This is a genomic window from Pectobacterium hainanensis, from assembly GCF_046237015.1.
Taxonomy (GTDB): domain Bacteria; phylum Pseudomonadota; class Gammaproteobacteria; order Enterobacterales; family Enterobacteriaceae; genus JBJYIN01.
Window position 1 is genome coordinate 39,461 of sequence record NZ_JBJYIN010000001.1, and the last position, 24,870, is coordinate 64,330.

Below are 24,870 nucleotides of genomic sequence, written 5' to 3' on the forward strand. Positions count from 1 at the left end.
CAGGGCGCTGTCCCTCGATCCACTTTTTCAGAAAGAACAGGAAAAACAATGCGTAAAGAAACCCGTTTTAAATTTAATGCCTACCTGAAGCAGCTTGCCAGCATCAACGGCGTTGATGTGGAAACCCTGAGTAAGAAATTCAGCGTTGAGCCGTCCGTCACGCAGTCGCTGATGGAAGTGGTGCAAGAGTCGTCCGACTTCCTGACCCGTATCAACATCGTGCCCGTTGCCGAGTTGACCGGGGAGAAAATCGGCCTCGGCGTGTCCGGGTCAGTTGCCAGCACCACGGACACCTCAAACGGTGATGAGCGCGAAACCGCTGATTTACTGAGTCTGGAAGCGCGCCAGTACAAGTGCGAACAGATGAACTTTGATTTCCATATCCGTTACAACACCCTCGACCTGTGGGCGCGTTTTCAGGATTTCCAGTTGCGTTTACGCAACGCTATCGCCAAACGTCAGGCACTGGATTACATCATGGCGGGCTGGCATGGCGTGAAACGAGCGGCAACCTCTGATCGTGCTAAAAATCCACTGTTGCAGGATGTGGCCGTAGGCTGGTTACAGAAATACCGTAACGAATCACCTAAGCGTGTGATGGATAAATCTACCGCGCTCGACGGCACGGCGCTTGATGGTACGGTTCGCGTTGGTTTAGGGAAGGCATCAGCTTATGTAAACCTCGACGCACTGGTCATGGATGCAACCAACACCCTGATCGATGAATGGCATCAGGAAGACCCCGACTTGGTGGTGATTTGTGGTCGTCAGTTACTGGCCGACAAATATTTTCCTCTGGTCAACCAACAGCAGCCCAACAGCGAAACGCTGGCCGCTGATGTAATTATCAGCCAGAAACGCATCGGTAATTTACCCGCTGTTCGCGTGCCCTATTTCCCGGCTAACGCCTTGATGATCACCCGTCTGGATAACCTGTCTATCTACTACATGGACGACAGTCACCGCCGTCACATTGAAGAAGTCGCCAAGCGTGACCGCATCGAAAACTACGAATCCATTAAACAGGATTACGTTGTTGAGGATTACGGCTGTGGCTGTGTGATCGAAAACATTGAAATGGGTGATTTCCGAACTGACGAGGAACGGAAAAAAGACGCACAAGCAAAAGCGGAGGCTGAAGCCTAATTCATGTTAAGCCCAGCACGCCGTCACATGATGCGGGTGTTAGCTGCTGAAGCGTCGCGGCGGGAGAATGATCCGCTGCGACAGGCCACCGGGTACGAGCAAATGCTGTTCCGGCTTGCGGCTGATAAACGCACGTTAAAACAGGTGCGCTCAATGGAGCGCAAGGCCGAAATGAAACGAGGCATGTTAGAGGCTTATGCGCCGTGGGTCGCGGGTGTCCTCGCTAACGGTCGCGGTGCGCAGGATGCGGTGCTGATGACGGTCATGGTGTGGAAACTCGACGCCGGAGACGTCCCCGGCGCGCTGGAGATTGCCCGTTATGCGCTGGCGCACAAGCTGGTGATGCCGGAGGGATACACCCGCCCAACGCCATACCTGTTGGCCGAGGAAGTCGCCGAAGCGGGGATCCGCGCCCATACCGCCGGGCAGACAGTCAATATTGACCTGCTGATCGACACATTGACGCTGACCGATGCGGAAGACATGCCAGACCAAGTACGCGCCAAACTGCACAAAATCATCGGCCTGATATTGCGTAGCGGCAAGCCAGAGCAAGCCCTGTTTCATCTGAAACGCGCCTTTCAGCTTGATAGCCGAAGCGGTGTGAAAAAAGACATAGAGCGGCTGGAAACCGCGCTGCGCAAAGCAGCGGCCAGCCGTTAACCCAACGCGCCCCGCGCCGGGCGGCACACAGGCCGGAACGGTTTACCGTTTTCTGTGCCTGTGTCCACCGCCCACCTATTCAGAGGTTGTCATGACGACAATGATTTTCCCCGCGAAAGCGGAGCCACGCCCGGATGCGGTGGTGATCCCTGTCTCTGTAAAACAGGATGCCGTAATCGAAAACACGTTTTTCTGGCCGGACGTGGATCCGGGAACGTTGCGCACACTGATGCGCCTTGAGAACACCGTCACGCCGGAGCGCCTGCGCCATGCAGCCTTAACGGCAATTTCCGAAGTGAATGCAGAGCTGTTCGAGTACCGCAAGACGCAGATGGCGGCAGGCTTTACCGCGCTGGATGCCGTTCCCGCCGAGCGACTCGACGGCCAGAGCGAAAAGCATCATCACTATCTGCGTGCGGTCAGTGCCATTACTACGGCGACACTGTACGAGCGTTACCGGGGCTATGACGCCAGCGCCAAAGGCGACCGTAAGGCCGATGCGCTCGACGGCACGATTGATGAGTTGTGGCGTGATGCGCGCTGGTCAATCAGTCAGTTGCAGGATAAGCCCCGCTGCATCATTGGGCATATCTGATGAACGTTATCGCACAACAGGGCGACACGCTGGACGCCCTTTGTTATCGCCATTACGGGCGTACACAGGGTGCTGTCGAGGCGGTGTTAGCCGCTAATCCGGGGCTGGCCGAATTCGGGGCGATATTGCCCCACGGCACCACAGTAACCCTGCCGGATATTGCCGCCGCGCCTGTCGCAGAAACGGTGAGTTTATGGGATTGAATATGGAAAAAATCACGTCATTTATCGCGTACTGGATAAGCGTGGCGTTGGCCTTTTTCGGCGCTATGACACCGCAAGATTTCGCGGCCTATTTCGGGGCGCTGGGGGTGGTGTTCACCGTCGGCGTTAACTGGTACTACCGCCGCAAGAGCTATCAACTATTGAAGACTATCGACAGCCCCCGCGAGGTTATCAATGAAATCACTCGTTAAACGCTGCGTTATCGCCACGGTGTTAGCGCTGGCCGCGTTAGTGCCGGATTTTTCCTTGCTGAAAACGTCACAAGAGGGGCTGGCGCTGATTGCCGACCTTGAGGGCTGTCGCTTAAGCCCGTACCAATGCAGCGCGAACGTGTGGACGAACGGGATCGGACACACCGCAGGCGTGGTGCCGGGCAAAAACATCACCGAGCGTGACGCGGCGGTCAATCTGGTTGCCGATGTGCTACGGGTCGAAAAGGCACTGGCACGTTGTATGGCCGTTGATATGCCGCAGGCCGTCTATGACGCCATCGTGAGTTTTGCGTTTAATGTCGGCGTCGGTGCGGCGTGCCGCTCTACGCTGGCATTTTTCATCAACAAAGGCCAGTGGCGCAGCGCCTGCGACCAGTTGCTGCGCTGGGTCTATGTCAACGGCCAGATATCACGTGGCATTGAAATCCGTCGCCAGCGTGAGCGCGCCGTCTGCCTTAAGGGGGCAGCATGAGTAAACCCCTGACACAGTTCCTTGCTGTTATGGCCGTCTGGCTATTGGCCGTACTGGTTATCACTAAGTGGCAACTGTCCCGTGCCGAAAACACGTTAACTCTACAGGGCATTACCCTGAGTCAGCAGAAAGACACATTACTGGCACAATCTGCCGCCCTCGGTCGGTTGCAGGACAACGCCCGGCGCAATGAACAGGAACAGGCGGAACTCCGCACGAAATTGTCACAGGCCGGGCAACTGGCCGCGTCCCGCGATAATAAAATCATGAGGCTACTCAATGAAAATGCCGATCTACGCCGCTGGTATGGCGCTGCTTTGCCTGACGATTTTAAGCGGCTGCACACCCGCCCCGCCTTTGACAGCCCCGACGCTTATTTACGTTGGCTGTCCGAAAGTAACGAGTTGCCCGATACCGGGCAGCCGCCCGGAAACGAACGGTGATTTAAGCGCGGATAACCGCCAACTGGAAAGCGCACTGGTGAGCTGTGCGCTACAGGTCGAAACCATCAAACACTGTCAGGAACAACACCATGCTGAAACCCAACAGCCTGCGCAGCGCCTTAAGTGACGCAGTGCCGGTACTGAAAAATAACCCGGACATGCTGCATATCTTTATCGACAGCGGCGCGATAGCGTCAACGCTGGCGCGGTCGCTGTCGTTTGAGAACCAGTACACGCTGAATCTGGTCATCACCGATTTTACCGACGATATCGACTGGCTACTGGTGCCGATTCAGGCATGGCTACGTGAGAATCAGCCGGATATCGCCAATGACCCTAAAGGGTTTACCTATCTGGCTGACATTAACGATGATGGTAGCTGTGATATCAGCATCAGCCTGAAACTGACCGAGCGGGTGATCGTCAAAGAGGTTGATAAGGCGCTACACGTCACCCACGCGCCAGAGCCGCCACTACCTGTTCCCGTCGAGCGCCCAGTGTCGTTGTATATCAGCGGCGAGTTAGTGAGTCAGTGGCATGAATGAGCTAAAGCCGTTTGACGATGAACTGGCGGGATTGCTGGCTAAAATGTCTCCCGCCAGTCGCAAGGCGTTAGCAAGGGACATTGCTAACGATTTACGGAAAACCAATCAAGCCCGTATCCGTAAACAGAAAAGCCCGGACGGTACGGCATTTACCCAGCGTAAGGCACAGGTCATCACCGTGCAGCGGGGAATGAAAATCCTGTGGAACGGCGAAGTGCGGAGCCTGAAAAACTGGCGTAAGCGTAAAGCCCGATTCGGCACGTTATTTACCGGGTATGATACGGAAAGAAAAGCCATCCGTTCGTTTTACCTGAGTGATATCCAGCGCTTTGTTGAAGTAAAAAAAGAACGGGTCAATACCCGGTCAGGCAAAGCCAAAGCCCGCATGTTTCAGCAGCTTGTGAAGAATAAATACATGCTGGCAACAGCATCACCTAACGATGCAACGGTGGCGTTTGCTAATAAAGCGCGTCGGGTGGCGGAGATCCATCATTACGGACAGACAGAGAAACAACGCGGTCACAACAAAGAGATTCAGTACCCAGAACGTCAGCTTTTAGGCATTACGCAAGCGGATAAAGAACGGATAAACGATTTGGTGATTCGACACCTGAGTAAATGAAATCAGCCCCGCGAGTGCGGGGCAAACATCACGCTACATCTTTCACATTTTCATCACGCTGCGCCAGAAAATCTTCCAGTGTAGTGATCCGGCTAATTTCTTCCTGAGTGCGAGCGTCATTTTCCACTTCCCATACGTCAACGCTATTTTGCAGGTTCAGCCAAAAATCAACTGACGTATCAAATGCTTTCGCCAACCGGAACGCCATATCAACCGTTAACTTACGGTTGTTATTGACCAGTGCGCTGATCGTGTTGCGGTGGACATTCAGCATTTCCGCCAAGTCATTAATCTTCAAACCAGTAGGTTCTAGATATTCATATAACAGGACATCGCCTACGGATGTCGGCTTGCGTTGTGCCTGTGCCATATATTTTCCTTCGGTCTACGGGTCTACGGGTCTACGGGTCTACGGGTTATTTGTGCTTTTTATAACCATGATCGTCAAGGTAGATATCCTCTGCTTTACCATCAACCCATTTAAAAATCAGGCGATATTGGATATTTACTCTGATGGATGAATATTCCCCCAATGGTGGGTTAAGGTTCTCGTATCGGTTCCCCGGCGGCGATCGTAGGTCTTTTGCTGAAACCGCCGCGTTGATGATATCCAGCTTGCGGGACAAGGATGTAACCACATCGACAGGTATCTTTTTATGCGACTTGCCATACATAAAAAAATCTTCCAGCCACTGATCCCGAAAGCTATGAATGCTGCGCATTTTTTGCATCCGTCGCTCCCTCATTTGTTGTGCGTGCAATTGTAATGCACTCACGCACTGTGCGCAAGTGCATAAACAAAACGGTTGATTTTACCTGACAGTTTCCGCTATGGTTCGCTCCACGAGGCGTCGAAACCTCTTCTCAACGCGGCCAGAACCAACCCCGTTAGTGTTGGATTTTTTATGCCTGTCATTCAGTGAACGCACTGCGCGGTCATGCCCCGATCAATGTCGGGAGGGCGACGAATACAACACCCGAAAGGGAAATTAGTCCGCGGTTTCGTTGAGCCGTTTCGAACCTCCCGGCACCACTCCGTTTGTGGTACTTCGAAAAAATCAACGAGGTCATTATGACTACCCAACTATCTGTAGAAAGCCTGTCAGTTCTTACCTATAACGCAGCACCTGTAATCACTACAGAGTCGCTAGCTCAGCTTTACGGTACAAGTTCTCATTCCATAACAAAGAACCATCGTAGCAACGTTACGCGATTCGTGGCGGGGAAGCATTTCTTTAAGATAGAGGGGGACGAGTTACGTCTCTTTAAGCACAGAGTCACTAATAGTGACTCTGTTAAAAATGACAGACTGACAAATAGTCAGTCTGTCGCAAGACAAGCTCGCAGCCTCATCCTTTGGACAGAACGCGGCGCGGCACGTCACGCCAAGATGCTGGAAACCGATCAGGCATGGGATGTGTTCGAGAAACTGGAAGAATGCTACTTCAATCCGCAAGCAAAAGCCGTTCAGCCTGAACCGAAAAAGCCTGTTCACCCTTGCGAACTGGAATTTTATATTCCTGAGACACCGCTTATCTTCAACCATATCCAAACCTCGCAGCTCAATGCATTATTCAAATCCGTGGAATATCTGACCATGGATTTTTGGCCGCATATGCAAGCACTCTTCCCGACACTGGATTGCAAACACGGTTCAGCGGTTAATACCGTGAATTTGTTGATGCGGTTATTGAAGGATAAACGGGCAGAATGCGAGGAACTGGCAAAACTTCAATAATCCCGTTGTCTGACTGACCAGCAAACCGCATCACATTGCCGCCATTCTCCCCCGGCGGCATTCTTTTCCTCATGAAAACACAAGCCACCCTTACCGAAATTCAGCGCTTATTGCGCAATATGATCCGTGTCGGCGTCGTGACCCACGTCAATACAGCGGACGCCGTGTGCCGGGTACAAACCGGAGGCATGACGACAGGCTGGTTGAACTGGTTAACCCGCCGTGCCGGACGTTCTCGCGACTGGTGGGCACCGTCCATCGGTGAACAAGTGTTGATTCTGTCCATCGGCGGCGAACTGGACACCGCCTTTGTGCTACCCGGCATCTATTCCGATGATAACCCCGCGCCGTCAGCCTCTGCCGATGCGTATCACGTCAGCTTTCCTGACGGTGCGGTTGTCGAGTACGAACCCGCCACCGGAGCGCTGACCGTCAGCGGGGTTAAAACCGCCACTGTCACTGCATCTGAATCCCTCACCGCTACGGTGCCATTGGTCACGGTGAGAGCATCCACACGCATCACGCTGGATACACCGGAAGTGGTCTGCACCAACAAGTTGATCACAGGAACGCTGGAAGTGAAAAAAGGCGGCGAAATGCGCGGCAATATTCAGCATTCCGGCGGGTCGCTGTCGTCCAATGGCAAAGTGTTGCACACCCACCGACACCCCGGCGACAGCGGCGGCACAACAGGCGCGCCACTATGACAGCACGTTACCTCGGCATGAGCCGTGACAGCGGCCAGACCCTCGGTGATATCGAACACATTCGCCAGAGCGTGCGCGATATTCTCATCACTCCCGTTGGGTCGCGGGTGATGCGCCGGGATTACGGGTCGCTGTTGTCAGCGCTGATCGACCAGCCGCAAAATCCTGCTGTGAAATTACAGGTGATGGCGGCGTGCTACATGGCGCTGCTGCGCTGGGAGCCACGCATCACGCTGACGGCCATCAACCTGACAAGTTCCTTTGACGGCAAGCTGGCCGTTGATATTACGGGCGTGCTGACTGACAGCAGCGCCGTTTCTCTTTCTGTTCCTGTGAGCTGACACGATGGCGATGATTGATTTAAGCCTGCTTCCCGCGCCTGCCGTGGTGGAAGAGCTGGACTACGAAACCATTTACAACGAGCGCAAGGCGGTGCTGTTGTCGCTCTACCCGGAAGACCTGCGCGCCGCCGTCGCCCGCACGTTAACGCTGGAGTCGGAGCCGCTCGTCAAACTGCTACAGGAAAGTGCTTATCGTGAGCTGTTGTGGTATCAGCGCGTCAATGAGGCTGCACGTGCCGGAATGGTAGCGTATGCGCTAGGAAGCGACCTCGAACAGCTCGGTGCTAACTTTAACGTTGCCCGTCTGGTGATCACCCCGGCTGACGATTCAACCCTGCCGCCAACGCCTGCCCTGATGGAATCCGACAGCGATTTTCGCCTGCGCATTCAACAGGCGTTTGAGGGACTGAGCGTTGCCGGGTCAGTCGGTGCCTATCAGTACCACGGACGCAGCGCCGACGGGCGCGTGGCGGATGTGTCGGTTATCAGCCCCAGCCCGGCCAGCGTCACCGTGTCGATACTGTCACGCGAGGACGACGGCAGCGCCAGCCCGGAGCTGGTCGCCATTGTTACCGCCGCCCTGAACGGCGAAGACGTGCGCCCGGTGGCTGACCGGGTAACGGTGCAATCCGCCGCCATTGTGCCGTATGAGATTGACGCCACGCTGTATCTGTATCGGAGTCCCGAAGCGGAGCCCGTGCGCGCCGCTGCCGAGCAGAAGCTGAAAGCCTATATCAGTGCGCAGCACCGATTAGGGCGGGATATTCGTCGCTCGGCGATTTACGCTGCGCTGCACGTTGAAGGCGTGCAACGGGTCGAGCTGACGACACCCGCCGACGATATCGTGCTGACCGCCGCGCAGGCGTCCTACTGTTCCGGCTATCGGCTGGGTGTAGGCGGTGCCGATGAGTGATACCCGCCTGCTGCCTGTCGGATCGTCTGCGCTGGAAGTCGCCGCCGCCACTGCCTGCGCTGAGATTACCCGCGTACCGGTTCCGCTGCGCCAGTTGTGGAACCCGGATACCTGCCCGGCACACCTGCTGCCCTATCTGGCGTGGGCGTTTTCCGTTGACCGCTGGGATGAGGCGTGGTCGGAGAGCGTGAAACGTCAGGTGATCCGTGATGCGTTCTTTATCCATCGTCACAAAGGCACCATCGGTGCATTGCGCCGCGTGGTGGAGCCGTTCGGTTATCTGATCCGCATCATTGAGTGGTGGCAGAACGGCGGCGAGCCCGGCACGTTCCGGTTAGATATTGGCGTACAGGATAGCGGCATCACCGAAGAAACCTTTTACGAGCTGGAGCGGCTGATTGCCGACGCCAAACCCGCGTCACGTCACCTGCTGGGGCTGAATATCAACCTAGACACACAGGGCGCGGCATATGTTGCCGCCACGATTTACGACGGTGATAACCTGACCGTTTACCCCTATTTCCCTGAAACTATCACTGTGTCCGGTCTGGATGTGACCGGGGCAACACTTCATTTAATCGACAACGTGAGCGTAACCGCATGAGCGCAAAATATTTTGCCCTGTTAACCAATATCGGCGCGGCCAAACTGGCTAACGCTACCGCGCTGGGTAACCGCCTGAGTATCAGTTATATGGCCGTCGGGGATGGCGGCGGCGTATTACCAACGCCAGACCCAGCACAAACCGCGCTGATAAGTGAAAAGCGCCGGGCTGCGCTCAATACTCTGACCATTGACCCCAAAAACGCTAGTCAGATTATCGCCGAGCAAGTTATTCCCGAAAGCGACGGAGGTTTTTGGATTCGTGAGATCGGCCTGTTCGACGATGACGATAATCTGATCGCTATCGCAAACTGCCCGGAAACGTACAAACCCCAATTACAGGAAGGCAGCGGCCGCATTCAAACCGTGCGTATGATTTTGATTGTCAGCAGCACCGAGGCGGTCACACTGAAAATTGACCCTGCCGTGGTGTTAGCAACGCGGGGTTATGTAGATGATGTTATCGAAGCACACGAAAAGAGCCGTAAACACCCTGATGGGACGCTGACGGTAAAGGGACTTGTGCAACTGAGCAACGCGACGAACAGCGATAGCGAAACGCACGCCGCAACCCCGAAAGCAGTGAAGATAGTGAATGATAACGCCAACAGTCGTGTGCCGTCTGCGCGTAAAGTCAACGGCAAGGCGCTGTCTGCCGATATTACGCTGAACGCCGGGGATGTGGGCGCATTGACTGACGCGCAAGCGGCGCAAAAATATGCGCTACGTTCAATTAAGATTAACGGAAAACCGTTATCTGCTGATGTCAACTTGTTGGCTGGTGACATTAACGCATGGAATAAAACGGAGGCCGATGGGCGATATTTGGGGAAAGCCGCAACTGCCGCCACTGCAACTAAACTCGCCACACAACGCAAAATTAATGGTGTGTTATTTGATGGTTCCGCTGATATTACGATGAAAGCTGGGGATGTTGACGCTTACACCAAAATAGAGACAGATAATAAAGTGTCTGTGGCTACTGAATCAGCGGCAGCGGCTAATACCAACGCCAACAGCCGTGTGCCGTCGGCACGTAAAGTCAACGGCAAGGCGCTGTCTGCCGATATTACGCTGAACGCTGGGGATGTGGGCGCATTGACTGACGCGCAAGCGGCGCAAAAATATGCGCTACGTTCAATTAAGATTAACGGAAAACCGTTATCTGCTGATGTCAACTTGTTGGCTGGTGACATTAACGCATGGAATAAAACGGAGGCCGATGGGCGATATTTGGGGAAAGCCGCAACTGCCGCCGCTGCAACTAAACTCGCCACACCACGCAAAATTAATGGTGTGCTATTTGATGGTACGCAAGACATCGCCCTTACTCCTGAAAACCTCGGTTTTAAAAAAGAGGAGTTTTTATATGTTGGAGGCACAGAATCCGCACCGCTGACAATCAAGACGGGACAATCGTTAATATTTGATAATCCGTATACTGGAAAATCAGTTATGTTTATTCCGCAAATAAAAATAACATCGAAATCAGACGGTGTAGAGCGCTGGATCGATGTGACGTGGACATTTGAAAATAATTATGGGCGCGGCATCAGTGTCGTTGTAACATCAGATCAGAAAATAGGAATTTATATCGGTTATCATCTAATAATGAATAATGCTCAAATATCGTCAGGGATTGCAGCGCAATTATTACCTAGCTCACAAATAGCAGAGGCCTCATTTCGTCTGCGTGTAGTTTAAACATATCAGCCCTAACGGGCTGATTTCAATTAAACACACATATTCAAAACACTTCAAGACTCATAGCCATCACATTGAATATTAATGATTCCCCACTAACATACTAAGAGCCTTGAGGCTTAATGGGTATAACATCATTATTAAAAACGATGTCTTTAGAATATCTTTATTTATTTGACGATTAATTCTTTTTTTGTGTAACATGTGCAGTTTGAACGAACATCCTTATTAATAAACGTCATTGCTCCAACTCTAACATTATCACCAATTTTAATGCCATCGCCAATAATACAAGAGTTAGCACCAATACAAACATTGTCACCAATTATTATTCTTTGGGTTGTTGCTCTAAATAGTCCTATTGTGGTGTTCTGCCTAATTGAAAAATTCCTGCCAATATCAACCAAATGCGTGACAACAATTCCGCCATGATGACCTATGTACAAACCAGGTGATATGATGGCTCCAAGCTCTATCTCAGTGTTGTATCTATCCATTAATTTGTAATTAATCCTTTTGGCTATCCTTTGGCTAAATCGACTTTCTTTAAAATAAAGAAATGATGCTAACCTCCAAAAGAATAAAAATTTCTTCTTCCTATTATTTCGGCATTTCTTAAAAATAGAAAACCAAGAAAATTTATTATTTACGCCGATGATTTCGGCGTGAAAGCATTCTTTTAAAAAAGCAATTTTCACTATCTTCACCCTTTATAGCATATAATATAATATGCTTATACTGATTTCCATTAGCTGCTGTTATCGGCAAAAATATAAATACCTTTAGTTGTTACAAATCTGTCGCGTAAAAATGATTTAGTTCATTTCCAAACAAGATGCATGTAGAGGGATAATCAAGCGATAGCTATCATTTATAGCGCCGAATTCTCGACTATCTATAAATATTCTCCCGCGAGTAAATTGATCGCTACAACCGATCGATAACGATAAATCGATCTGTAAAAACGTTTATAAAATAATCGCACTCAATGTCATTATTGTTATGAATTTAAAACAACAACGATGACATCAGGGAAAGCGAAGCCCACCGTTTGGTGGGCTTCTTTACGTAAGATGGCTGGACAATACGGGTCATTAGCTTAATTCATGCCGGGCAGCTTCTGCCAGAAAATGACTACGGTCACGGTACGTATCCGGTTGTTCTTTCACCCGGTTGTCAATACGCTTAATCAGCGTGTCAGGCAGTGAAATATTCAGCCGTTGCGGCTTTCCATCAAATGCCGACAGGTCTACATCCAGCACAAACCAGCTATCATAATCGGCATAGTCAGGTTGACCCGCATAGACCAGATGCCCAGCATCGTTAATCTGTTCAATATCAACGTTACCGGACATCACCATCTCATCCACGATAGATAAAATCGCTTCTCTCGCCATACGAGCGATATCTTTCTGGTTGTCAGCGGCAGAGAAACACCCGTAATCGTCGGTGCACAATGCCGGAACAATCAGACCGTATGCGGTGCTTTCATCTTTTGGTGTTTCTACACCCACTGAGAAAAACATAAGTCGCCTCCAGAAAGGCGGGGATTAGATCCCCGCCATTTTTTTGATGGATTTGACAGTGCCGAGCGGTAAATCTTTTTTCGGATGCGGTACAGGAAATGTTTTTCCTGTTATCGGTGACCACCAAATTTGGTGACTTCCCCCGTTATGCCGTCGAAGTTCACACCCCGCCGCTGTCAGTTCCTTAATCAGGTCAGTTGATTTCATGTATCCTCCTAACCTGCAAATTATTATACACACCAATACACACAAAGCAAGTTTATCGCTTGTTGTGTGATGTGTTAACGAACAAGCATGACGTGATCATGCCGTGCTGCCACAACAAAATAGCCTTGCCTATTTTTATGGAGTCAGCCAGATGAGTGATTATCATCACGGCGTGCAGGTTGTTGAGGTCAACGACGGCACGCGCGTTATTTCCACTGTATCAACCGCGATTATCGGCATGGTGTGCACCGCACCCGACGCCGACGCGGCTACCTTTCCACTCAATACCCCGGTACTGATTACTAATGTGCTGTCTGCCGTCGGCAAGGCCGGGAAAAAAGGCACGTTGGCCGCTGCCCTGTCAGCCATTGCCGACCAGTCTAAGCCCGTCACCGTTGTGGTACGTGTCGCAGAGGGCGGAGACGATGACGAAACCGTCAGTAACGTAATCGGCGGCAGTGACGAAAACGGCAAATACACCGGGATGAAAGCCCTGTTAGATGCCCTGTCGGTAACAGGTGTTAAACCTCGTATTCTCGGTGCGCCGGGGTTGGACTCGCTACCCGTTGCCACGGCGTTAGCGTCCATTTGTCAGTCGTTGCGCGCATTCGGTTACGTCAGCGCATGGGGCTGTAAAACCCTGTCGGACGCCATCAACTACCGGGAAAATTTCAGCCAGCGAGAACTGATGGTGATCTGGCCGGATTTTATCGCGTGGGACACGACGGCCAACGCCAGCGCCACGGCTTACGCCACTGCGCGTGCATTAGGACTGCGCGCCAAAATTGACCAAGAAACCGGATGGCATAAAACCCTGTCTAACGTCGGTGTGAACGGTGTGACGGGCATCAGCGCATCGGTATTTTGGGATTTACAGGCACCCGGCACTGATGCCGATTTGCTGAATGAAGCGGGTGTAACCACGCTGGTTCGTAAAGACGGCTTCCGATTCTGGGGTAACCGCACCTGTTCTGACGATCCGCTGTTCCTGTTTGAGAACTACACCCGCACCGCGCAAGTGCTGGCCGACACGATGGCCGAGGCGCACATGTGGGCGGTCGATAAGCCTGTAACCGCCACGCTAATCAAAGACATTATCGAAGGCATTAAGGCCAAATTCCGCGAGCTGAAATCGAACGGCTACATCATTGATGCCGATTGCTGGTATGACGACACCGCCAACGATAAGGAAACGCTCAAGGCCGGGAAACTGTATATCGATTATGACTATACCCCCGTTCCCCCACTGGAAAATCTCACCCTGCGCCAGCGCATCACCGATAAATATCTGGTGAATCTGGCCGCGTCGGTCAACAGCTAAGGAGCTAACGCGCTATGGCACTGCCTCGCAAACTGAAATTTATGAACCTGTTCAATGACGGCATGAGCTACATGGGGGTTGCCACCGCCGTAACATTGCCGAAGCTCACCCGCAAGCTGGAGAACTATCGCGGCGGCGGCATGAACGGCACCGCACCGATTGATTTTGGGCTTGATGATGACGCGCTATCAATGGAATGGACAATGGGCGGGTTCGCTGACGAAACCCTGCTGGCGCAGTATGCGGCACCGGGTGCCGATGCGGTATTGCTGCGCTTTACCGGGTCATACCAGCGTGATGACACCGGGGAAATTTCAGCCGTTGAAGTGGTGATGCGTGGTCGTCACAAAGAAATGGACGGCGGCGAAAGCAAACAGGGCGAAGACACTGAAACCAAAATTTCCACTCAATGCACGTATTACAAGCTGACCATTGACGGCAAAGAAATGATCGAGATTGACACCATCAACATGATTGAGCGTGTCAACGGCGTTGATCGTCTGGAGCAGCAGCGTCGGGCAATCGGTCTGGCGTAACCCTATCAGGCCAGCCCGACGCTGGCCGACATTCTTCACATTAAATACAGAGAATTATCATGAACAAAAACGACAACGTGGTCACACTGGAAACCCCGATTCAACGTGGCGAAACCGTCATCGACACTATCACCCTGATTAAACCGAATACCGGAACGCTGCGCGGCGTCAGTCTGGCGGCAGTGGCGAATTCGGACGTGGACGCGATGATTAAAGTGCTACCGCGTATGACTGTCCCGGCACTGACAGAAACCGAAATCACCCGCATGGAATTGCCGGATATGATTGCCGTTGCTGGCAAGGTGATCGGTTTTTTGACGCCGAAATCACCGCAAGCGACCTCCCCCGAAGCCTGACGGTCGATGAGCTGATGGCAGATATCGCGGTAATTTTTCACTGGTCGCCGTCAGACATGTACCCCATGACATTAACCGAGTTAATCCTGTGGCGCGACAAGGCGCTCAAACGCAGCGGACATGCCAATGAGTAACAGTCTACAACTCAGTGTATTACTGCGCGCCGTTGATCAGGCAACCCGTCCCTTTCGGGCGGTGCAGGATGCGGCACGCACACTGTCGGGTGAAATTAACGGTTCACAGGAGCAGTTGAAAAAACTTGAGGCACAGGCTGGGCGCATTGAGGGATTCAGGAAAACCAGCGCCCAACTGGCGAGTACAGGCCGGGCACTGGAAAAGGCAAAAGCAGACGCCGCCGCGTTGGCCGTTGCGTTTCGCAATACCGCCAACCCGACCCGCGCCCAGACTAAAGCGCTGGAAGATGCCCGTAAAAAAGCGGCTGAATTACAGGTGCAACAAAACCGACTGAGGTTATCGGTTCAACAGCAGCGCGGCGCATTGCGTGATGCGGGTATCGATACGCGCAATCTGGCGGGCGCAGAGCGCCGACTCAGAACGGATATTGCTGCCACAAACGATACGCTAAACCGTCAACGGGCGGCGCTGGCACGTGTAAGCCAGCAGCAAGAGCGGCTAAATCGGGTGAATCAACGCTATGAACGGGGGAAGGCCATTACTGCCGGGGTACGTAATACCAGCGCGGCGGCGTTTGGTCTGGGTTCAGCAGCACTGTATGCCGGAAGCCAACTGATTGCACCGTCGGTGCAAGCGGACGGACACGGTGCACGCATCGCCGCGCAAACGGGCGGGAATACGGCAGACGGGCAGCAGTACACTCGCGTTATCAAAGCGGTTAACGCGTCAGGTGTCAGCAATGACATCAACCAGATAGCCGATGCGGTTGCCGCCGCACGCAGCACGTTAGGTGCGTTAGGGGATGTGGGCGAAAACGAACTGGCGCGGATATCGCGTAAAGCGCTGGACGTGCAAACGGCGCTCGGCGGTGACGCGTCGGAGAGTATACAGATAGCCGCCATCATGATGAAAAACGGCCTCGCTAAAAACAGCGATGAGGCGTTTGATTTGATGGTATCCGGGATGCAGCGCGTGTCGGCGCAGATGCGCGGCGAACTGCCGGAAATCCTGCATGAGTATTCGACCCACTTCCGCAATATGGGGTTCAGCGGTTCGGAAGCCATGACGCTGTTAGTAGAGATGGCGCAGCAAGGCAAGTTTGCACTGGACAAGACAGGCGACGCGGTGAAGGAGTTCAGTATTCGCGGGTCGGACATGTCAAAGGCCAGCATTGAAGCCTATGACGCCGCCGGACTCAACGCCGCCAAAATGTCGAATGCGATTGCCAGCGGGGGCGACAAAGCGCGGGTCGCCATGCAGAAAACCGCCAACGGGCTGTTGAAAATCAAAGATCCGGCGGAACGGGCAAATGCCGCTATCGCCCTGTTTGGTACGCCGATTGAAGACCTGTCGATTGACCAGATACCGAAATTTCTGTCAGCGCTGGCCGGAACCGAAAACAAGCTGGGTGATGTGTCCGGGGCGGCTGATCGCATGGGCGATACCCTGCGCGATAACCTCGAAGGCGATATCGGGCGGTTACAGGGCGCAATGGCAAGCCTGCGTTTTAACCTATTCAATGACGATGACGGCGCTCTGCGTAAACTCACGCAGGCTGCGGCGGCATGGTTAACCCGCGTCAATGAATGGGTCAAGGCTAACCCGGAGCTGACGCGCCAGATTGTAAATGTTGCAGGTGCGACGACGGCATTAATAGCGGTGCTCGGCGGGATCGGGCTGGTCGTCTGGCCTGTCATGACTGGTATTAATGCTCTGATTGCAGGAGCCGGGCTGCTGAGTACCGGATTCAGCATTGCGGGAGGAGCGATGGCTACCGCTATCGGGGCGTTGACATGGCCTATCGTCGCCGTTGTGGCCGCTATCGTCGCCGGGGCATTGCTGATCCGTAAGTATTGGGAGCCCATTAGCGCATTTTTTGGCGGCGTGTTGGAAGGGCTGAAAATTGCGTTTGTGCCAATTGCCGAGCTATTTGCCCCGTTGAAACCCGTATTTGATTGGTTGGGTGAAAAATTAAAAGCGGCATGGGAGTGGTTTAAACAGTTGGTCGCTCCGGTTAAATCGACACAGGAAACGTTAGACAGTTGCCGTAATGCCGGGGTGGCATTCGGTGAGATGCTGGCAAATGCGCTGACCATGCCTGTAAAGGCATTGAATCTGTTACGGGGCGGCATTGATTGGGTACTGGAAAAACTGGGCGTCATTGATAAAAAATCAGACGGACTCAGTGATAAGGTTCCCAAAGAAGCGGCTGCATTGCAGGTGGGCGTGATTAACGCCCCGACACCACAAGGCAATGATGCTAAAGCCATTGCTGCCCGATACAGCGGCGCGTATGACAACGGCGGACGCATCCCGCTGGGGAAATTTGCTGTCGTCGGTGAACATGGCCCGGAAATCGTTGAAGGTCCGGTCAATGTCACCAGTCGCCGGAACACGGCGGCGATGGCGTCCGCTGCGATGAATATGTCGGCTTATCGTCCCATCGCGCCGACGGTTCAGGCCAACACGTCATCATCCCCGATCAGCATTCACGCACCCATCAGTATCGTTGCCCAGCCCGGCCAGAGTGCGCAGGACATCGCGCAGGAAGTGACGCGCCAGCTCGAGCAACGGGAACGGGCGGCACGGTCACGCGCATTCAGTCAATACAGTTATCAGGGAGGCTAACCCGATGATGCTCACATTAGGGCTGTTTGTGTTCCATCTCCAGACCCTGCCGTACCAGAACATGCAGCGCAACGTTGATTACCGCTGGCCGTCAAACAGTCGAGTCGGTCAGCGCCCCGCGTTGCAGTTCTTAGGCATTGAAGAAGAGAAAATCACGTTATCGGGGGAACTGCTGCCGGAAATCACTGGCGGCACGCTGTCGTTGCTGATGCTGGAAACAATGGCCGATCAGGGGCGTGCATGGCCGCTGATTGAAGGCAGCGGCACCATTTACGGCGTATTCGTGGTGAACAGTATCAGCCAGACGAAAACCGATTTTTTTCCTGACGGTCGCGCCCGACGAATTGAATTCACCATCACGCTGACCCGCGTTGACTCGTCACTGTCTGCGATGCTGGGTGATTTACGCCAGCAGGCGGAGGGCTTGATCGGCAGCGCCGGGGAAATAGCGAACAAGGCGCAATCCGCCATCGGGGGATTATTCGCATGATTAACCCGCTGAATGTTCGCGCTGGCAGTAAAACCGCTCCCGCGTACCTGCTGCGACTCAATGAGCAAGACATCACAACCGTTATCAGCCCACGCCTGCTGTCATTGAGCCTGGCGGATAACCGGGGCTTTGAAGCCGACCAACTCGACATTGAGCTGGACGACAGTGACGGACAGTTGCAGTTACCTCGCCGGGGCGCGGTGCTGTCGGTGTTTTTAGGCTGGGAAGGAGAAGCGCTGATCGGCAAAGGTGATTTTACAGTGGATGAAATAGAACATCGTGGCACGCCGGATACGCTTACTATCCGGGCGCGGAGTGCTGATTTTCGCGGGTCACTGAACTCGCGGCGTGAGCTGTCCTACCACGATACCACGCTGGGGGCGATTGTTGAGCAAGTAGCGAAGCGTAACAATCTTGCCCCGATGCTGGCCGACGGGTTCGCAGGGATAAAAATTCCCCATATCGACCAGACGCAGGAAACCGACGCGGTATTTATTAAGCGGTTGGCTGAGTTAAACGGGGCAATTGTGGCAATCAAGGCCGGGCGTTTATTGTTTATCCGTCCCGGAACGGGAAAGACGGCCAGCGGCAAGCCTATCCCGGAGCAGATGATTGAGCGCAGCGACGGCGATCAGCATAGCTTTAGTCTGGTTGACCGGGGCGCGTACACAGGCGTCACGGCAAGCTGGCTGCATACCAAAGAGCCAAAGCCTGAAAAGCCGAAAACGGTAACGGTAAAACGCCAGAAAAAAGTGCTATTGCATCAAGGGGTACAACCCCAACAGCCACACCCTAAAGCGAAAAAGGCCAAGAAGGAGCCAGAATCCCGCGAGGGGGATTATCTGGTCGGCACGGATGAAAACGTACTGGCACTCACCACGGTTTTTGCGACCAAAGAACAGGCCATTCGTAAGGCAACGGCAGAATGGGACAAGTTACAGCGCGGTGTCGCCGAGTTCTCTATCACACTGGCGATGGGGCGTGCTGACCTGTTCCCAGAAACCCCCGTTCAGGTCAGCGGCTTTAAACAGGTGATCGACGAACAGCCGTGGACTATCTCAAAAGTGACGCATTCCCTGAGTAATGGCGGCTATACCACGAAGTTAGAGCTGGAAGTGTTGTTGTCCAATGTGGAATATGAGAGTCAATAACAACAAAATTCAAATATTTGAATTAAGTGATACAATAAAGCGAAAAATAGGAGGTACTTTTATGATGCACTGTCCGATTTGCCGCCACGCCGCACATGCACGTTCCAGTCGTTACCTAAGTGAGTCAACCAAAGAACGCTATCACCAATGTACCAATATAAATTGCGGTCATACCTTTGTGACACTGGAGAGTGTTACGCGTTCTATTGTTGAGCCAGGAAAGATAACCCCAGTAACACCACATCCTACCGTCGATAAGCAATATCAAATGTGGATTTAATTATCCAACCTGAATAAATATGCCGCATTTTTAATGCGGCCGCTACGAACGTCCAATCCTTAAGCCCCTAAAAAACCAATCATTCAAAAAAGCTGGCGCCACTCTGCCGCCATTTTGCCGCCACTTGTCATTTTTCAGACACAAAAAAACCACCGCGAGGTGGTTTGATGTCACTAGATAACTAGTTGTTTTTACTAACTTAAATCAATGGTGCCCGGGGCGGGACTTGAACCCGCACAGCGCGTACGCCGAGGGATTTTAAATCCCTTGTGTCTACCGATTCCACCACCCGGGCTTGAATCTTGGAGGCGCGTCCCGGAGTCGAACCGAGGTAGGCGGATTTGCAATCCGCTGCATGGCCACTCTGCCAACGCGCCTTACTTTAACTGATAAATCTTGGAGCGGGAAACGAGACTCGAACTCGCGACCCCGACCTTGGCAAGGTCGTGCTCTACCAACTGAGCTATTCCCGCTTTACACAGAACACGCTGATTTTTTTGCTAACTTTCAGCAAACCAGTGCCGCTGTTGATGCGGTGCATTCTACTGACATGGCGGAATGAGTCAATAAAATTATCAACGAAACTCGTTCGTTTGCTGGTTTTTAAGACGCTTCGATCAAGGTTCAAGCAAATCATGCCGAGCAGCGTTCAAATATTGAAACATTGACCAAAAAGTCAGAACGGCAGCGATATACAAAGCAATAACGCCAGCCCCTTCAACCAAACGCTCTGGTCGCCATAACAAGGCTACCAACGCAAGCATCTGTGCTGTAGTTTTCACTTTTCCAATCCATGAAACCGCCACACTGCTACGCTTACCAATCTCAGCCATCCATTCTCGCAGTGCAGAAATAATAATTTCACGGGCAATCATGGTTGCTGCTGGTAACGTAATCCACCATGAATGATAATGTTCCGCCACCAAAACTAACGCAACAGCGACCATTACCTTATCCGCAACCGGATCGAGAAAAGCGCCGAATCGCGTAGTTTGCTTCCAGCGACGAGCCAGGAATCCATCAAACCAATCGGTCACGGCAGCGAAGACAAAAATCGATGCACATACTAGCGGCGCCCAGACGAATGGAAGATAAAACGCCAGCACAAAAAACGGGATCAAAGCAACACGAAACAGGGTAAGCAACGTCGGTATATTAAATTGCATAGTGCTTAGGTAACTATTTGGCTGGAGTGAATATTACGAGTATGTTGCTACATTGTCCCTAGTGTTTCAATGCATGGAAGATCTTTTCTGCCAATGCGAGTGAAATACCAGGTACATTTGCAATTTCCTCAACGCTGGCATTCATCAAAGGCTGTAGCCCTCCCATATATTTCAGCAGAACCTGCCGACGTTTGGGACCAACCCCTTCAATGAGCTCTAATGTACTGGTGCTCTTAACTTTTGCTCTCTTCTTACGATGTCCGCCAATGGCATGATCATGAGAATCATCACGAATATGTTGAATAACATGCAAAGCAGGTGAATCTGGGGGCAAGGCTACACCTATTCCTGTCGCCTCAAAGAATAGCGTTTCAAGCCCGGCTTTACGATCGCTCCCCTTTGCAACACCGAGCAACAAAGGTTTATTCTTATCCCATGGAACCTGAAGCGAATCAAATACGGACTGCGCTTGCCCTAACTGCCCTTTACCACCGTCGATAACAATCACATCTGGGATTTTACTGTCATCCAATGCTTTCCCATATCGACGTTTGAGTACCTGCGACATCGCAGCATAATCATCGCCAGGCGTAATACCGCTAATATTATAGCGACGATACTCAGAACGAAGCGGACCGTTTTCATCAAACACGACACAGGATGCCACAGTCTGCTCCCCCATAGTATGACTGATATCAAAACACTCCATACGCTTAATTTCGGGTAACTGTAAAACGCGGGCTAGCTCACTCAATCGCTGATGGATAGTAGATTGCTGCGATAACTTCGTCACCAGAGCCGTCGCAGCATTAGTACGGGCAAGCTTTAAGTATCTGGCTCTATCGCCGCGCGGTTTGCTCTGAATTTGCACTTTCCTACCTGCAACTTCAGTTAATGACTCCGTTAACAGATCTTTATCGGGAAGTGTGAAATCAAGCAAAATTTCTGCTGGTAAGGTCCGAGCCAGATTTCCTTGCAGGTAAAACTGCCCAACAAACGTTTGGACCACTTCACCTAATTCTGTCCCGCCAGGCACTTTGGGAAAATAGCTACGGCTGCCCAACACTTTCCCTTGACGAATAAATAGCACATATACACACGCAGTACCCGCGTCAAAGGCAACGCCGATAACATCAAGATCTTCGCCATCACCCGAGACGAACTGTTTTTCCGTCACGCGTCGAACAGCCTGAATTTGATCGCGAATACGTGCTGCATCCTCAAATTTCAATTCCCGGCTAGCCACTTCCATTTTAGATATCAGTTGATTAAGAACTTGCTGATCTTTTCCAGATAAAAACAGACGAACATAGTCCACCTGCTGTTGATAGTCCTCCTCACTGACTAATCCAGACACACACGGCCCAAGGCATCGGCCGATTTGGTACTGTAAACAAGGACGAGAACGGTTACGATAGACGCTGTTTTCACATTGGCGAACAGGGAAAAGCTTCTGCAACAGCATTAGCGTTTCACGGACAGCGTTCCCATTTGGGAATGGTCCAAAATATTCGCCTTTGGCATGTTTAGCACCACGATGCACAGCCAATCTGGGATGAAGATCGGCACTGAGAAAGATCATGGGATATGATTTATCATCACGCAGCAAGACATTGTAACGTGGTTGATAGAGCTTGATGTAGTTGTGTTCCAGCAGTAAGGCTTCAGTCTCAGTATGTGTGATAGTCACATCAATCTGCTGAATACTTTTGACTAAAGCCTCCGTTTTACGGCTGGCAACATTGATGCGGAAATAGCTGGAAAGTCGTTTTTTTAAGTCTTTCGCTTTGCCAACATAGATAACTGTGTCATCTGCACCATACATCCGATAGACACCAGGCTGGCTAGTTACGGTTTTTAGAAACGCAGAAGCGTCAAAGCTATTACTCACTAATTAACAATGTCTCCGCATTAAACAAACCATGGCGAATTGCCAGGTGCGTAAGTTCAACATCGCCGCTGATATTCAACTTACTGAACATCCGGTAGCGATAGCTGTTCACCGTTTTAGGGCTAAGGTTTAACTGGTCCGAAATCTCAGTCACTTTCTGCCCTTTGGTGATCATTAGCATAATCTGCAATTCGCGCTCAGACAAACATTCCAACGGTGTTTCTGCCTGTGGTTCCAACTGGCTTAACGCCATTTGCTGAGCAATATCTGAAGCTATATAGCGCTTACCGGCATGCACTGCACGAATAGCACAGATCACCTCCTGCGGAGCAGCAGCTTTACTCACATATCCCGCAGCGCCCGCTTGCATGACTTTAGCAGGTAAAGGGTTCTCTGTATAAATAGTTAGCATGATAACTTTTATATCAGGAGAAAATCGCAAAATTTTTCGGGTTGCCTCAAGACCTCCAATTCCCGGCATGTTCATGTCCATCAAGACAACATCAGCCGTGTTGCTACGGCACCATTTTACGGCATCTTCTCCGCATGACGCTTCACCAACAACCTTAAGACCTTTGATATCGTCAAGAATGCGCCGTATCCCTGCCCGCACCAGTTCGTGGTCATCAACAAGAAAAACGCTAATCAAAGAATAATTCTCCAAAAAAGAGAGTAACACTTACATAAAGAGTTGCTTGCAGGTGATACTACGTTGGTTTTAAAAAATAATGAACACTGATTTATATGAATATGTATTTTTAAATATGCCATGAAGTAATAAAGGACCGATACTACAGCATAATGATAACAATATACGGTTATGTTCAACGTGTATATTGATCACATTCTTAACATTCGGATGATAACTTTAAGTTTGTTAACCCTATGTCGTTTATAACTCATATCATTGACAAAAAACTGATGCCAAACAGTGGCATACAATTGGCATTGGTTCTCATATGTCAATAAAAAAACATTATTGTAATCGTATTATTCATCAACAACTTATACCAATCATGCTTACGTTATATGAATAACATATCTTTAAAAAACATGCATGTTGAAATTTCCGCATATTTCTCAAAGAAAATTTCATCATTGATTTAATCTATAAAAATGAACCATTAAATGTGATTAAATTTAAGTTAAGCGTATAAAAAACCGCCACTACATATGTTCATGAGTTAATAATCACCGCTAGGAATATGCACTATGCTATACTCGCCAGCATCCATTTATACCCGCCATACTTCAAGCTGCCTGTGCGTTGGCTACGTTCGTTACTCGCCCGTTGGGGCCGCTGCTCGCAGCGTTCAAATCTGCTCCAGGTAGATTTGCCAGACTAGCAACCAGCACCGTACTTTGCGCTATTTATTGTTGAGGAGAGAACATGAGCGACATCGATTTTTCTACTACGGCTTCCGTAGAAACCTTGTCACACGAAGTAACCTGCCTGAAAGCAACCGTAACACTGTTGCTCAAAGCCATAGGTCAAGCAGATGCAGGAAAAGTCATCATCAATATGGAAAAATACATCACTCAATTGGAAGATGCCGAGCAAGCAGCTGTATTTGATAACACGATCAAACAGATCAAACATGCTTATCGTCAATAAGTGACCCATTTATAATCTGCTGGCATTTTTTCTTACCGTCAGCTGTATCTTTATGTACGGCAAGGCCATAAAACAGCATGCCCTTGCCAGAAAACGACACAAATCAGTAGCTGGTGATAGATACACAACACAGTAACGTTTGTGTTACATCTGATCTTTCAAATACTGCAACTTGATTAAGAGCTCTCTTTCCATTTTCTTATATTGCGTCAATTCACTTACCAGAGCCTTATCCATAAACTGTCTTCGGGCAATCGCTTTCCTTTCATCCACCAGATGCCTTAGTTCAGTGAAACATTCATTGATCTTGTACTCTTTGGCTTTCTCCGAGCAAATAATCTCATGGATTGCCTGGCTCAGTTCAGACAATGAGATGATGGAGTTTGGATCCTGATGACTTTTTTCCACGATAGCTAGCAATCTGTCAAATCCCATGTAGCCTCCAGATTCATAACCGTCAATTATTTCAAATCCGATCGGTAATATTTACAACCAAGATGCATGGTGAAGATTAAACCACATTGAGTATAGCACTTCGCTATCAATGTAAAGCGGTAGAAAGGAAGCGGTTATCCAAGCATAAGTTCTCAGACTGGTTCAATGATCATGCCGAAACGATATGGACACTCATTAATTTCAA

The 24,870-nt window shown here is 51.1% G+C and carries 34 protein-coding genes and 3 tRNA genes; 25 read left to right on the top strand and 12 right to left on the bottom strand.

Annotated elements, in window-relative coordinates:
• The first annotated feature begins 48 nt into the window (after nt 1–48).
• The 10 genes from ACKPVM_RS00240 to ACKPVM_RS00285 all read left to right on the top strand — a co-directional run bounded on the left by ACKPVM_RS00240 (nt 49) and on the right by ACKPVM_RS00285 (nt 4,922).
• On the top strand, nt 49–1,146 hold the full coding sequence (locus ACKPVM_RS00240; protein ID WP_409306153.1) for a phage major capsid protein, P2 family: 1,098 nt from the start codon (nt 49–51) through the stop codon (nt 1,144–1,146).
• A 3-nt stretch (nt 1,147–1,149) separates the two neighbouring features.
• On the top strand, nt 1,150–1,809 hold the full coding sequence (locus ACKPVM_RS00245; protein ID WP_409306154.1) for a phage terminase small subunit: 660 nt from the start codon (nt 1,150–1,152) through the stop codon (nt 1,807–1,809).
• 91 nt (nt 1,810–1,900) lie between these two features.
• Complete coding sequence (locus tag ACKPVM_RS00250; RefSeq protein WP_409306155.1) at nt 1,901–2,404, top strand: head completion/stabilization protein; 504 nt, start codon at nt 1,901–1,903, stop codon at nt 2,402–2,404.
• The gene (locus ACKPVM_RS00255; protein WP_409306156.1) at nt 2,404–2,607 is read left to right on the top strand and encodes a tail protein X; all 204 of its coding nucleotides are present in this window, start codon (nt 2,404–2,406) and stop codon (nt 2,605–2,607) included. Before ACKPVM_RS00250 ends, ACKPVM_RS00255 begins: the two co-directional genes overlap by 1 nt.
• Entirely contained in the window at nt 2,598–2,819 is a 222-nt protein-coding gene (locus ACKPVM_RS00260) for an HP1 family phage holin (protein ID WP_409306157.1), read from the top strand. The genes ACKPVM_RS00255 and ACKPVM_RS00260 overlap by 10 nt, the downstream gene beginning before the upstream one ends.
• On the top strand, nt 2,803–3,312 hold the full coding sequence (locus ACKPVM_RS00265) for a lysozyme (protein ID WP_409306158.1): 510 nt from the start codon (nt 2,803–2,805) through the stop codon (nt 3,310–3,312). Before ACKPVM_RS00260 ends, ACKPVM_RS00265 begins: the two co-directional genes overlap by 17 nt.
• Nucleotides 3,309–3,755, top strand: coding sequence for an Rz-like lysis system protein LysB (gene lysB, locus ACKPVM_RS00270; protein WP_409306159.1), 447 nt, complete (start codon nt 3,309–3,311; stop codon nt 3,753–3,755). The genes ACKPVM_RS00265 and lysB overlap by 4 nt, the downstream gene beginning before the upstream one ends.
• The gene (gene lysC, locus ACKPVM_RS00275) at nt 3,640–3,882 is read left to right on the top strand and encodes an Rz1-like lysis system protein LysC (protein WP_409306486.1); all 243 of its coding nucleotides are present in this window, start codon (nt 3,640–3,642) and stop codon (nt 3,880–3,882) included. Before lysB ends, lysC begins: the two co-directional genes overlap by 116 nt.
• Complete coding sequence (locus tag ACKPVM_RS00280) at nt 3,845–4,300, top strand: phage tail protein (RefSeq protein ID WP_409306160.1); 456 nt, start codon at nt 3,845–3,847, stop codon at nt 4,298–4,300. Before lysC ends, ACKPVM_RS00280 begins: the two co-directional genes overlap by 38 nt.
• Nucleotides 4,293–4,922: a phage virion morphogenesis protein gene (locus ACKPVM_RS00285; RefSeq protein WP_409306161.1), complete on the top strand. Its 630-nt coding sequence runs from the start codon at nt 4,293–4,295 to the stop codon at nt 4,920–4,922. Before ACKPVM_RS00280 ends, ACKPVM_RS00285 begins: the two co-directional genes overlap by 8 nt.
• Before the next feature lie 28 nt (nt 4,923–4,950).
• On the opposite strand, the gene ACKPVM_RS00290 is transcribed toward ACKPVM_RS00285, so the two are convergent.
• Both ACKPVM_RS00290 and ACKPVM_RS00295 read right to left on the bottom strand, forming a co-directional pair.
• Nucleotides 4,951–5,292, bottom strand: a complete 342-nt coding sequence (locus tag ACKPVM_RS00290; RefSeq protein WP_103161044.1) for a HigA family addiction module antitoxin — start codon at nt 5,290–5,292, stop codon at nt 4,951–4,953.
• Between the two features lie 46 nt (nt 5,293–5,338).
• The gene (locus tag ACKPVM_RS00295) at nt 5,339–5,653 is read right to left on the bottom strand and encodes a type II toxin-antitoxin system RelE/ParE family toxin (protein WP_103161045.1); all 315 of its coding nucleotides are present in this window, start codon (nt 5,651–5,653) and stop codon (nt 5,339–5,341) included.
• A 341-nt stretch (nt 5,654–5,994) separates the two neighbouring features.
• Here ACKPVM_RS00295 and ACKPVM_RS00300 point away from each other — a divergent pair, with 341 nt between their 5' ends.
• The 6 genes from ACKPVM_RS00300 (at nt 5,995) to ACKPVM_RS00325 (ending at nt 10,928) form a co-directional block, all read left to right on the top strand.
• On the top strand, nt 5,995–6,660 hold the full coding sequence (locus tag ACKPVM_RS00300; protein WP_409306162.1) for an ORF6N domain-containing protein: 666 nt from the start codon (nt 5,995–5,997) through the stop codon (nt 6,658–6,660).
• Nucleotides 6,661–6,731: 71 nt separating this feature from the next.
• A complete protein-coding gene (locus tag ACKPVM_RS00305) occupies nt 6,732–7,367 on the top strand; it encodes a phage baseplate assembly protein V (protein WP_409306163.1) in 636 nt (211 codons plus the stop codon).
• Complete coding sequence (locus ACKPVM_RS00310; protein ID WP_409306164.1) at nt 7,364–7,708, top strand: GPW/gp25 family protein; 345 nt, start codon at nt 7,364–7,366, stop codon at nt 7,706–7,708. The genes ACKPVM_RS00305 and ACKPVM_RS00310 overlap by 4 nt, the downstream gene beginning before the upstream one ends.
• Nucleotides 7,709–7,712: 4 nt before the next feature.
• Entirely contained in the window at nt 7,713–8,621 is a 909-nt protein-coding gene (locus ACKPVM_RS00315) for a baseplate assembly protein (RefSeq protein ID WP_409306165.1), read from the top strand.
• On the top strand, nt 8,614–9,225 hold the full coding sequence (locus ACKPVM_RS00320; protein WP_409306166.1) for a phage tail protein I: 612 nt from the start codon (nt 8,614–8,616) through the stop codon (nt 9,223–9,225). Before ACKPVM_RS00315 ends, ACKPVM_RS00320 begins: the two co-directional genes overlap by 8 nt.
• Entirely contained in the window at nt 9,222–10,928 is a 1,707-nt protein-coding gene (locus ACKPVM_RS00325) for a phage tail protein (protein WP_409306167.1), read from the top strand. Before ACKPVM_RS00320 ends, ACKPVM_RS00325 begins: the two co-directional genes overlap by 4 nt.
• 170 nt (nt 10,929–11,098) lie before the next feature.
• Here the strand turns inward: ACKPVM_RS00325 and ACKPVM_RS00330 are convergent, their stop codons facing one another.
• From ACKPVM_RS00330 to ACKPVM_RS00340, 3 genes are all read right to left on the bottom strand, one after another.
• Nucleotides 11,099–11,626: a DapH/DapD/GlmU-related protein gene (locus ACKPVM_RS00330; protein WP_409306168.1), complete on the bottom strand. Its 528-nt coding sequence runs from the start codon at nt 11,624–11,626 to the stop codon at nt 11,099–11,101.
• A 396-nt stretch (nt 11,627–12,022) separates the two neighbouring features.
• Complete coding sequence (locus ACKPVM_RS00335) at nt 12,023–12,454, bottom strand: type II toxin-antitoxin system HicB family antitoxin (RefSeq protein WP_409306169.1); 432 nt, start codon at nt 12,452–12,454, stop codon at nt 12,023–12,025.
• Nucleotides 12,455–12,478: 24 nt separating this feature from the next.
• The gene (locus tag ACKPVM_RS00340; RefSeq protein WP_239784014.1) at nt 12,479–12,661 is read right to left on the bottom strand and encodes a type II toxin-antitoxin system HicA family toxin; all 183 of its coding nucleotides are present in this window, start codon (nt 12,659–12,661) and stop codon (nt 12,479–12,481) included.
• Nucleotides 12,662–12,812: 151 nt separating this feature from the next.
• Between ACKPVM_RS00340 and ACKPVM_RS00345 the strand changes: the two genes are divergently transcribed.
• The 8 genes from ACKPVM_RS00345 to ACKPVM_RS00380 all read left to right on the top strand — a co-directional run bounded on the left by ACKPVM_RS00345 (nt 12,813) and on the right by ACKPVM_RS00380 (nt 19,558).
• Nucleotides 12,813–13,982: a phage tail sheath protein gene (locus ACKPVM_RS00345; RefSeq protein ID WP_409306170.1), complete on the top strand. Its 1,170-nt coding sequence runs from the start codon at nt 12,813–12,815 to the stop codon at nt 13,980–13,982.
• A gap of 14 nt (nt 13,983–13,996) precedes the next feature.
• A complete protein-coding gene (locus tag ACKPVM_RS00350) occupies nt 13,997–14,518 on the top strand; it encodes a phage major tail tube protein (RefSeq protein WP_409306171.1) in 522 nt (173 codons plus the stop codon).
• 59 nt (nt 14,519–14,577) lie between these two features.
• Nucleotides 14,578–14,874: a phage tail assembly protein gene (locus ACKPVM_RS00355; protein ID WP_409306172.1), complete on the top strand. Its 297-nt coding sequence runs from the start codon at nt 14,578–14,580 to the stop codon at nt 14,872–14,874.
• A 14-nt stretch (nt 14,875–14,888) separates the two neighbouring features.
• The gene (locus ACKPVM_RS00360; RefSeq protein WP_409306173.1) at nt 14,889–15,008 is read left to right on the top strand and encodes a GpE family phage tail protein; all 120 of its coding nucleotides are present in this window, start codon (nt 14,889–14,891) and stop codon (nt 15,006–15,008) included.
• Entirely contained in the window at nt 15,001–17,637 is a 2,637-nt protein-coding gene (locus ACKPVM_RS00365; protein ID WP_409306174.1) for a phage tail tape measure protein, read from the top strand. Before ACKPVM_RS00360 ends, ACKPVM_RS00365 begins: the two co-directional genes overlap by 8 nt.
• Nucleotides 17,638–17,641: 4 nt before the next feature.
• Nucleotides 17,642–18,127 (top strand): phage tail protein, encoded by a 486-nt coding sequence (locus ACKPVM_RS00370; protein WP_409306175.1) that lies wholly within the window; start codon nt 17,642–17,644, stop codon nt 18,125–18,127.
• The gene (locus ACKPVM_RS00375) at nt 18,124–19,278 is read left to right on the top strand and encodes a phage late control D family protein (protein ID WP_409306176.1); all 1,155 of its coding nucleotides are present in this window, start codon (nt 18,124–18,126) and stop codon (nt 19,276–19,278) included. Before ACKPVM_RS00370 ends, ACKPVM_RS00375 begins: the two co-directional genes overlap by 4 nt.
• A 61-nt stretch (nt 19,279–19,339) precedes the next feature.
• Complete coding sequence (locus ACKPVM_RS00380; RefSeq protein WP_409306177.1) at nt 19,340–19,558, top strand: DNA-binding transcriptional regulator; 219 nt, start codon at nt 19,340–19,342, stop codon at nt 19,556–19,558.
• Between the two features lie 208 nt (nt 19,559–19,766).
• Here the strand turns inward: ACKPVM_RS00380 and ACKPVM_RS00385 are convergent.
• The 6 genes from ACKPVM_RS00385 to uvrY all read right to left on the bottom strand — a co-directional run bounded on the left by ACKPVM_RS00385 (nt 19,767) and on the right by uvrY (nt 23,264).
• A tRNA-Leu gene (locus ACKPVM_RS00385) sits at nt 19,767–19,853 on the bottom strand.
• A gap of 8 nt (nt 19,854–19,861) precedes the next feature.
• A tRNA-Cys gene (locus tag ACKPVM_RS00390) sits at nt 19,862–19,935 on the bottom strand.
• A gap of 20 nt (nt 19,936–19,955) precedes the next feature.
• Nucleotides 19,956–20,031 (bottom strand) — tRNA-Gly (locus ACKPVM_RS00395).
• Nucleotides 20,032–20,175: 144 nt separating this feature from the next.
• On the bottom strand, nt 20,176–20,724 hold the full coding sequence (pgsA, locus tag ACKPVM_RS00400) for a CDP-diacylglycerol--glycerol-3-phosphate 3-phosphatidyltransferase (RefSeq protein ID WP_409306178.1): 549 nt from the start codon (nt 20,722–20,724) through the stop codon (nt 20,176–20,178).
• Nucleotides 20,725–20,782: 58 nt separating this feature from the next.
• Entirely contained in the window at nt 20,783–22,615 is a 1,833-nt protein-coding gene (gene uvrC, locus ACKPVM_RS00405) for an excinuclease ABC subunit UvrC (protein WP_409306179.1), read from the bottom strand.
• Nucleotides 22,608–23,264 (bottom strand): UvrY/SirA/GacA family response regulator transcription factor, encoded by a 657-nt coding sequence (gene uvrY, locus ACKPVM_RS00410; RefSeq protein ID WP_409306180.1) that lies wholly within the window; start codon nt 23,262–23,264, stop codon nt 22,608–22,610. The genes uvrC and uvrY overlap by 8 nt, the downstream gene beginning before the upstream one ends.
• Nucleotides 23,265–24,005: 741 nt before the next feature.
• Between uvrY and ACKPVM_RS00415 the strand changes: the two genes are divergently transcribed.
• Nucleotides 24,006–24,230 carry a DUF2594 family protein gene (locus ACKPVM_RS00415; protein WP_409306181.1) on the top strand — a complete coding sequence of 75 codons (225 nt, stop codon included), beginning with the start codon at nt 24,006–24,008 and terminating at the stop codon, nt 24,228–24,230.
• Between the two features lie 144 nt (nt 24,231–24,374).
• Here the strand turns inward: ACKPVM_RS00415 and ACKPVM_RS00420 are convergent, their stop codons facing one another.
• A complete protein-coding gene (locus tag ACKPVM_RS00420) occupies nt 24,375–24,665 on the bottom strand; it encodes a hypothetical protein (protein WP_409306182.1) in 291 nt (96 codons plus the stop codon).
• Nucleotides 24,666–24,870 lie beyond the last annotated feature (205 nt).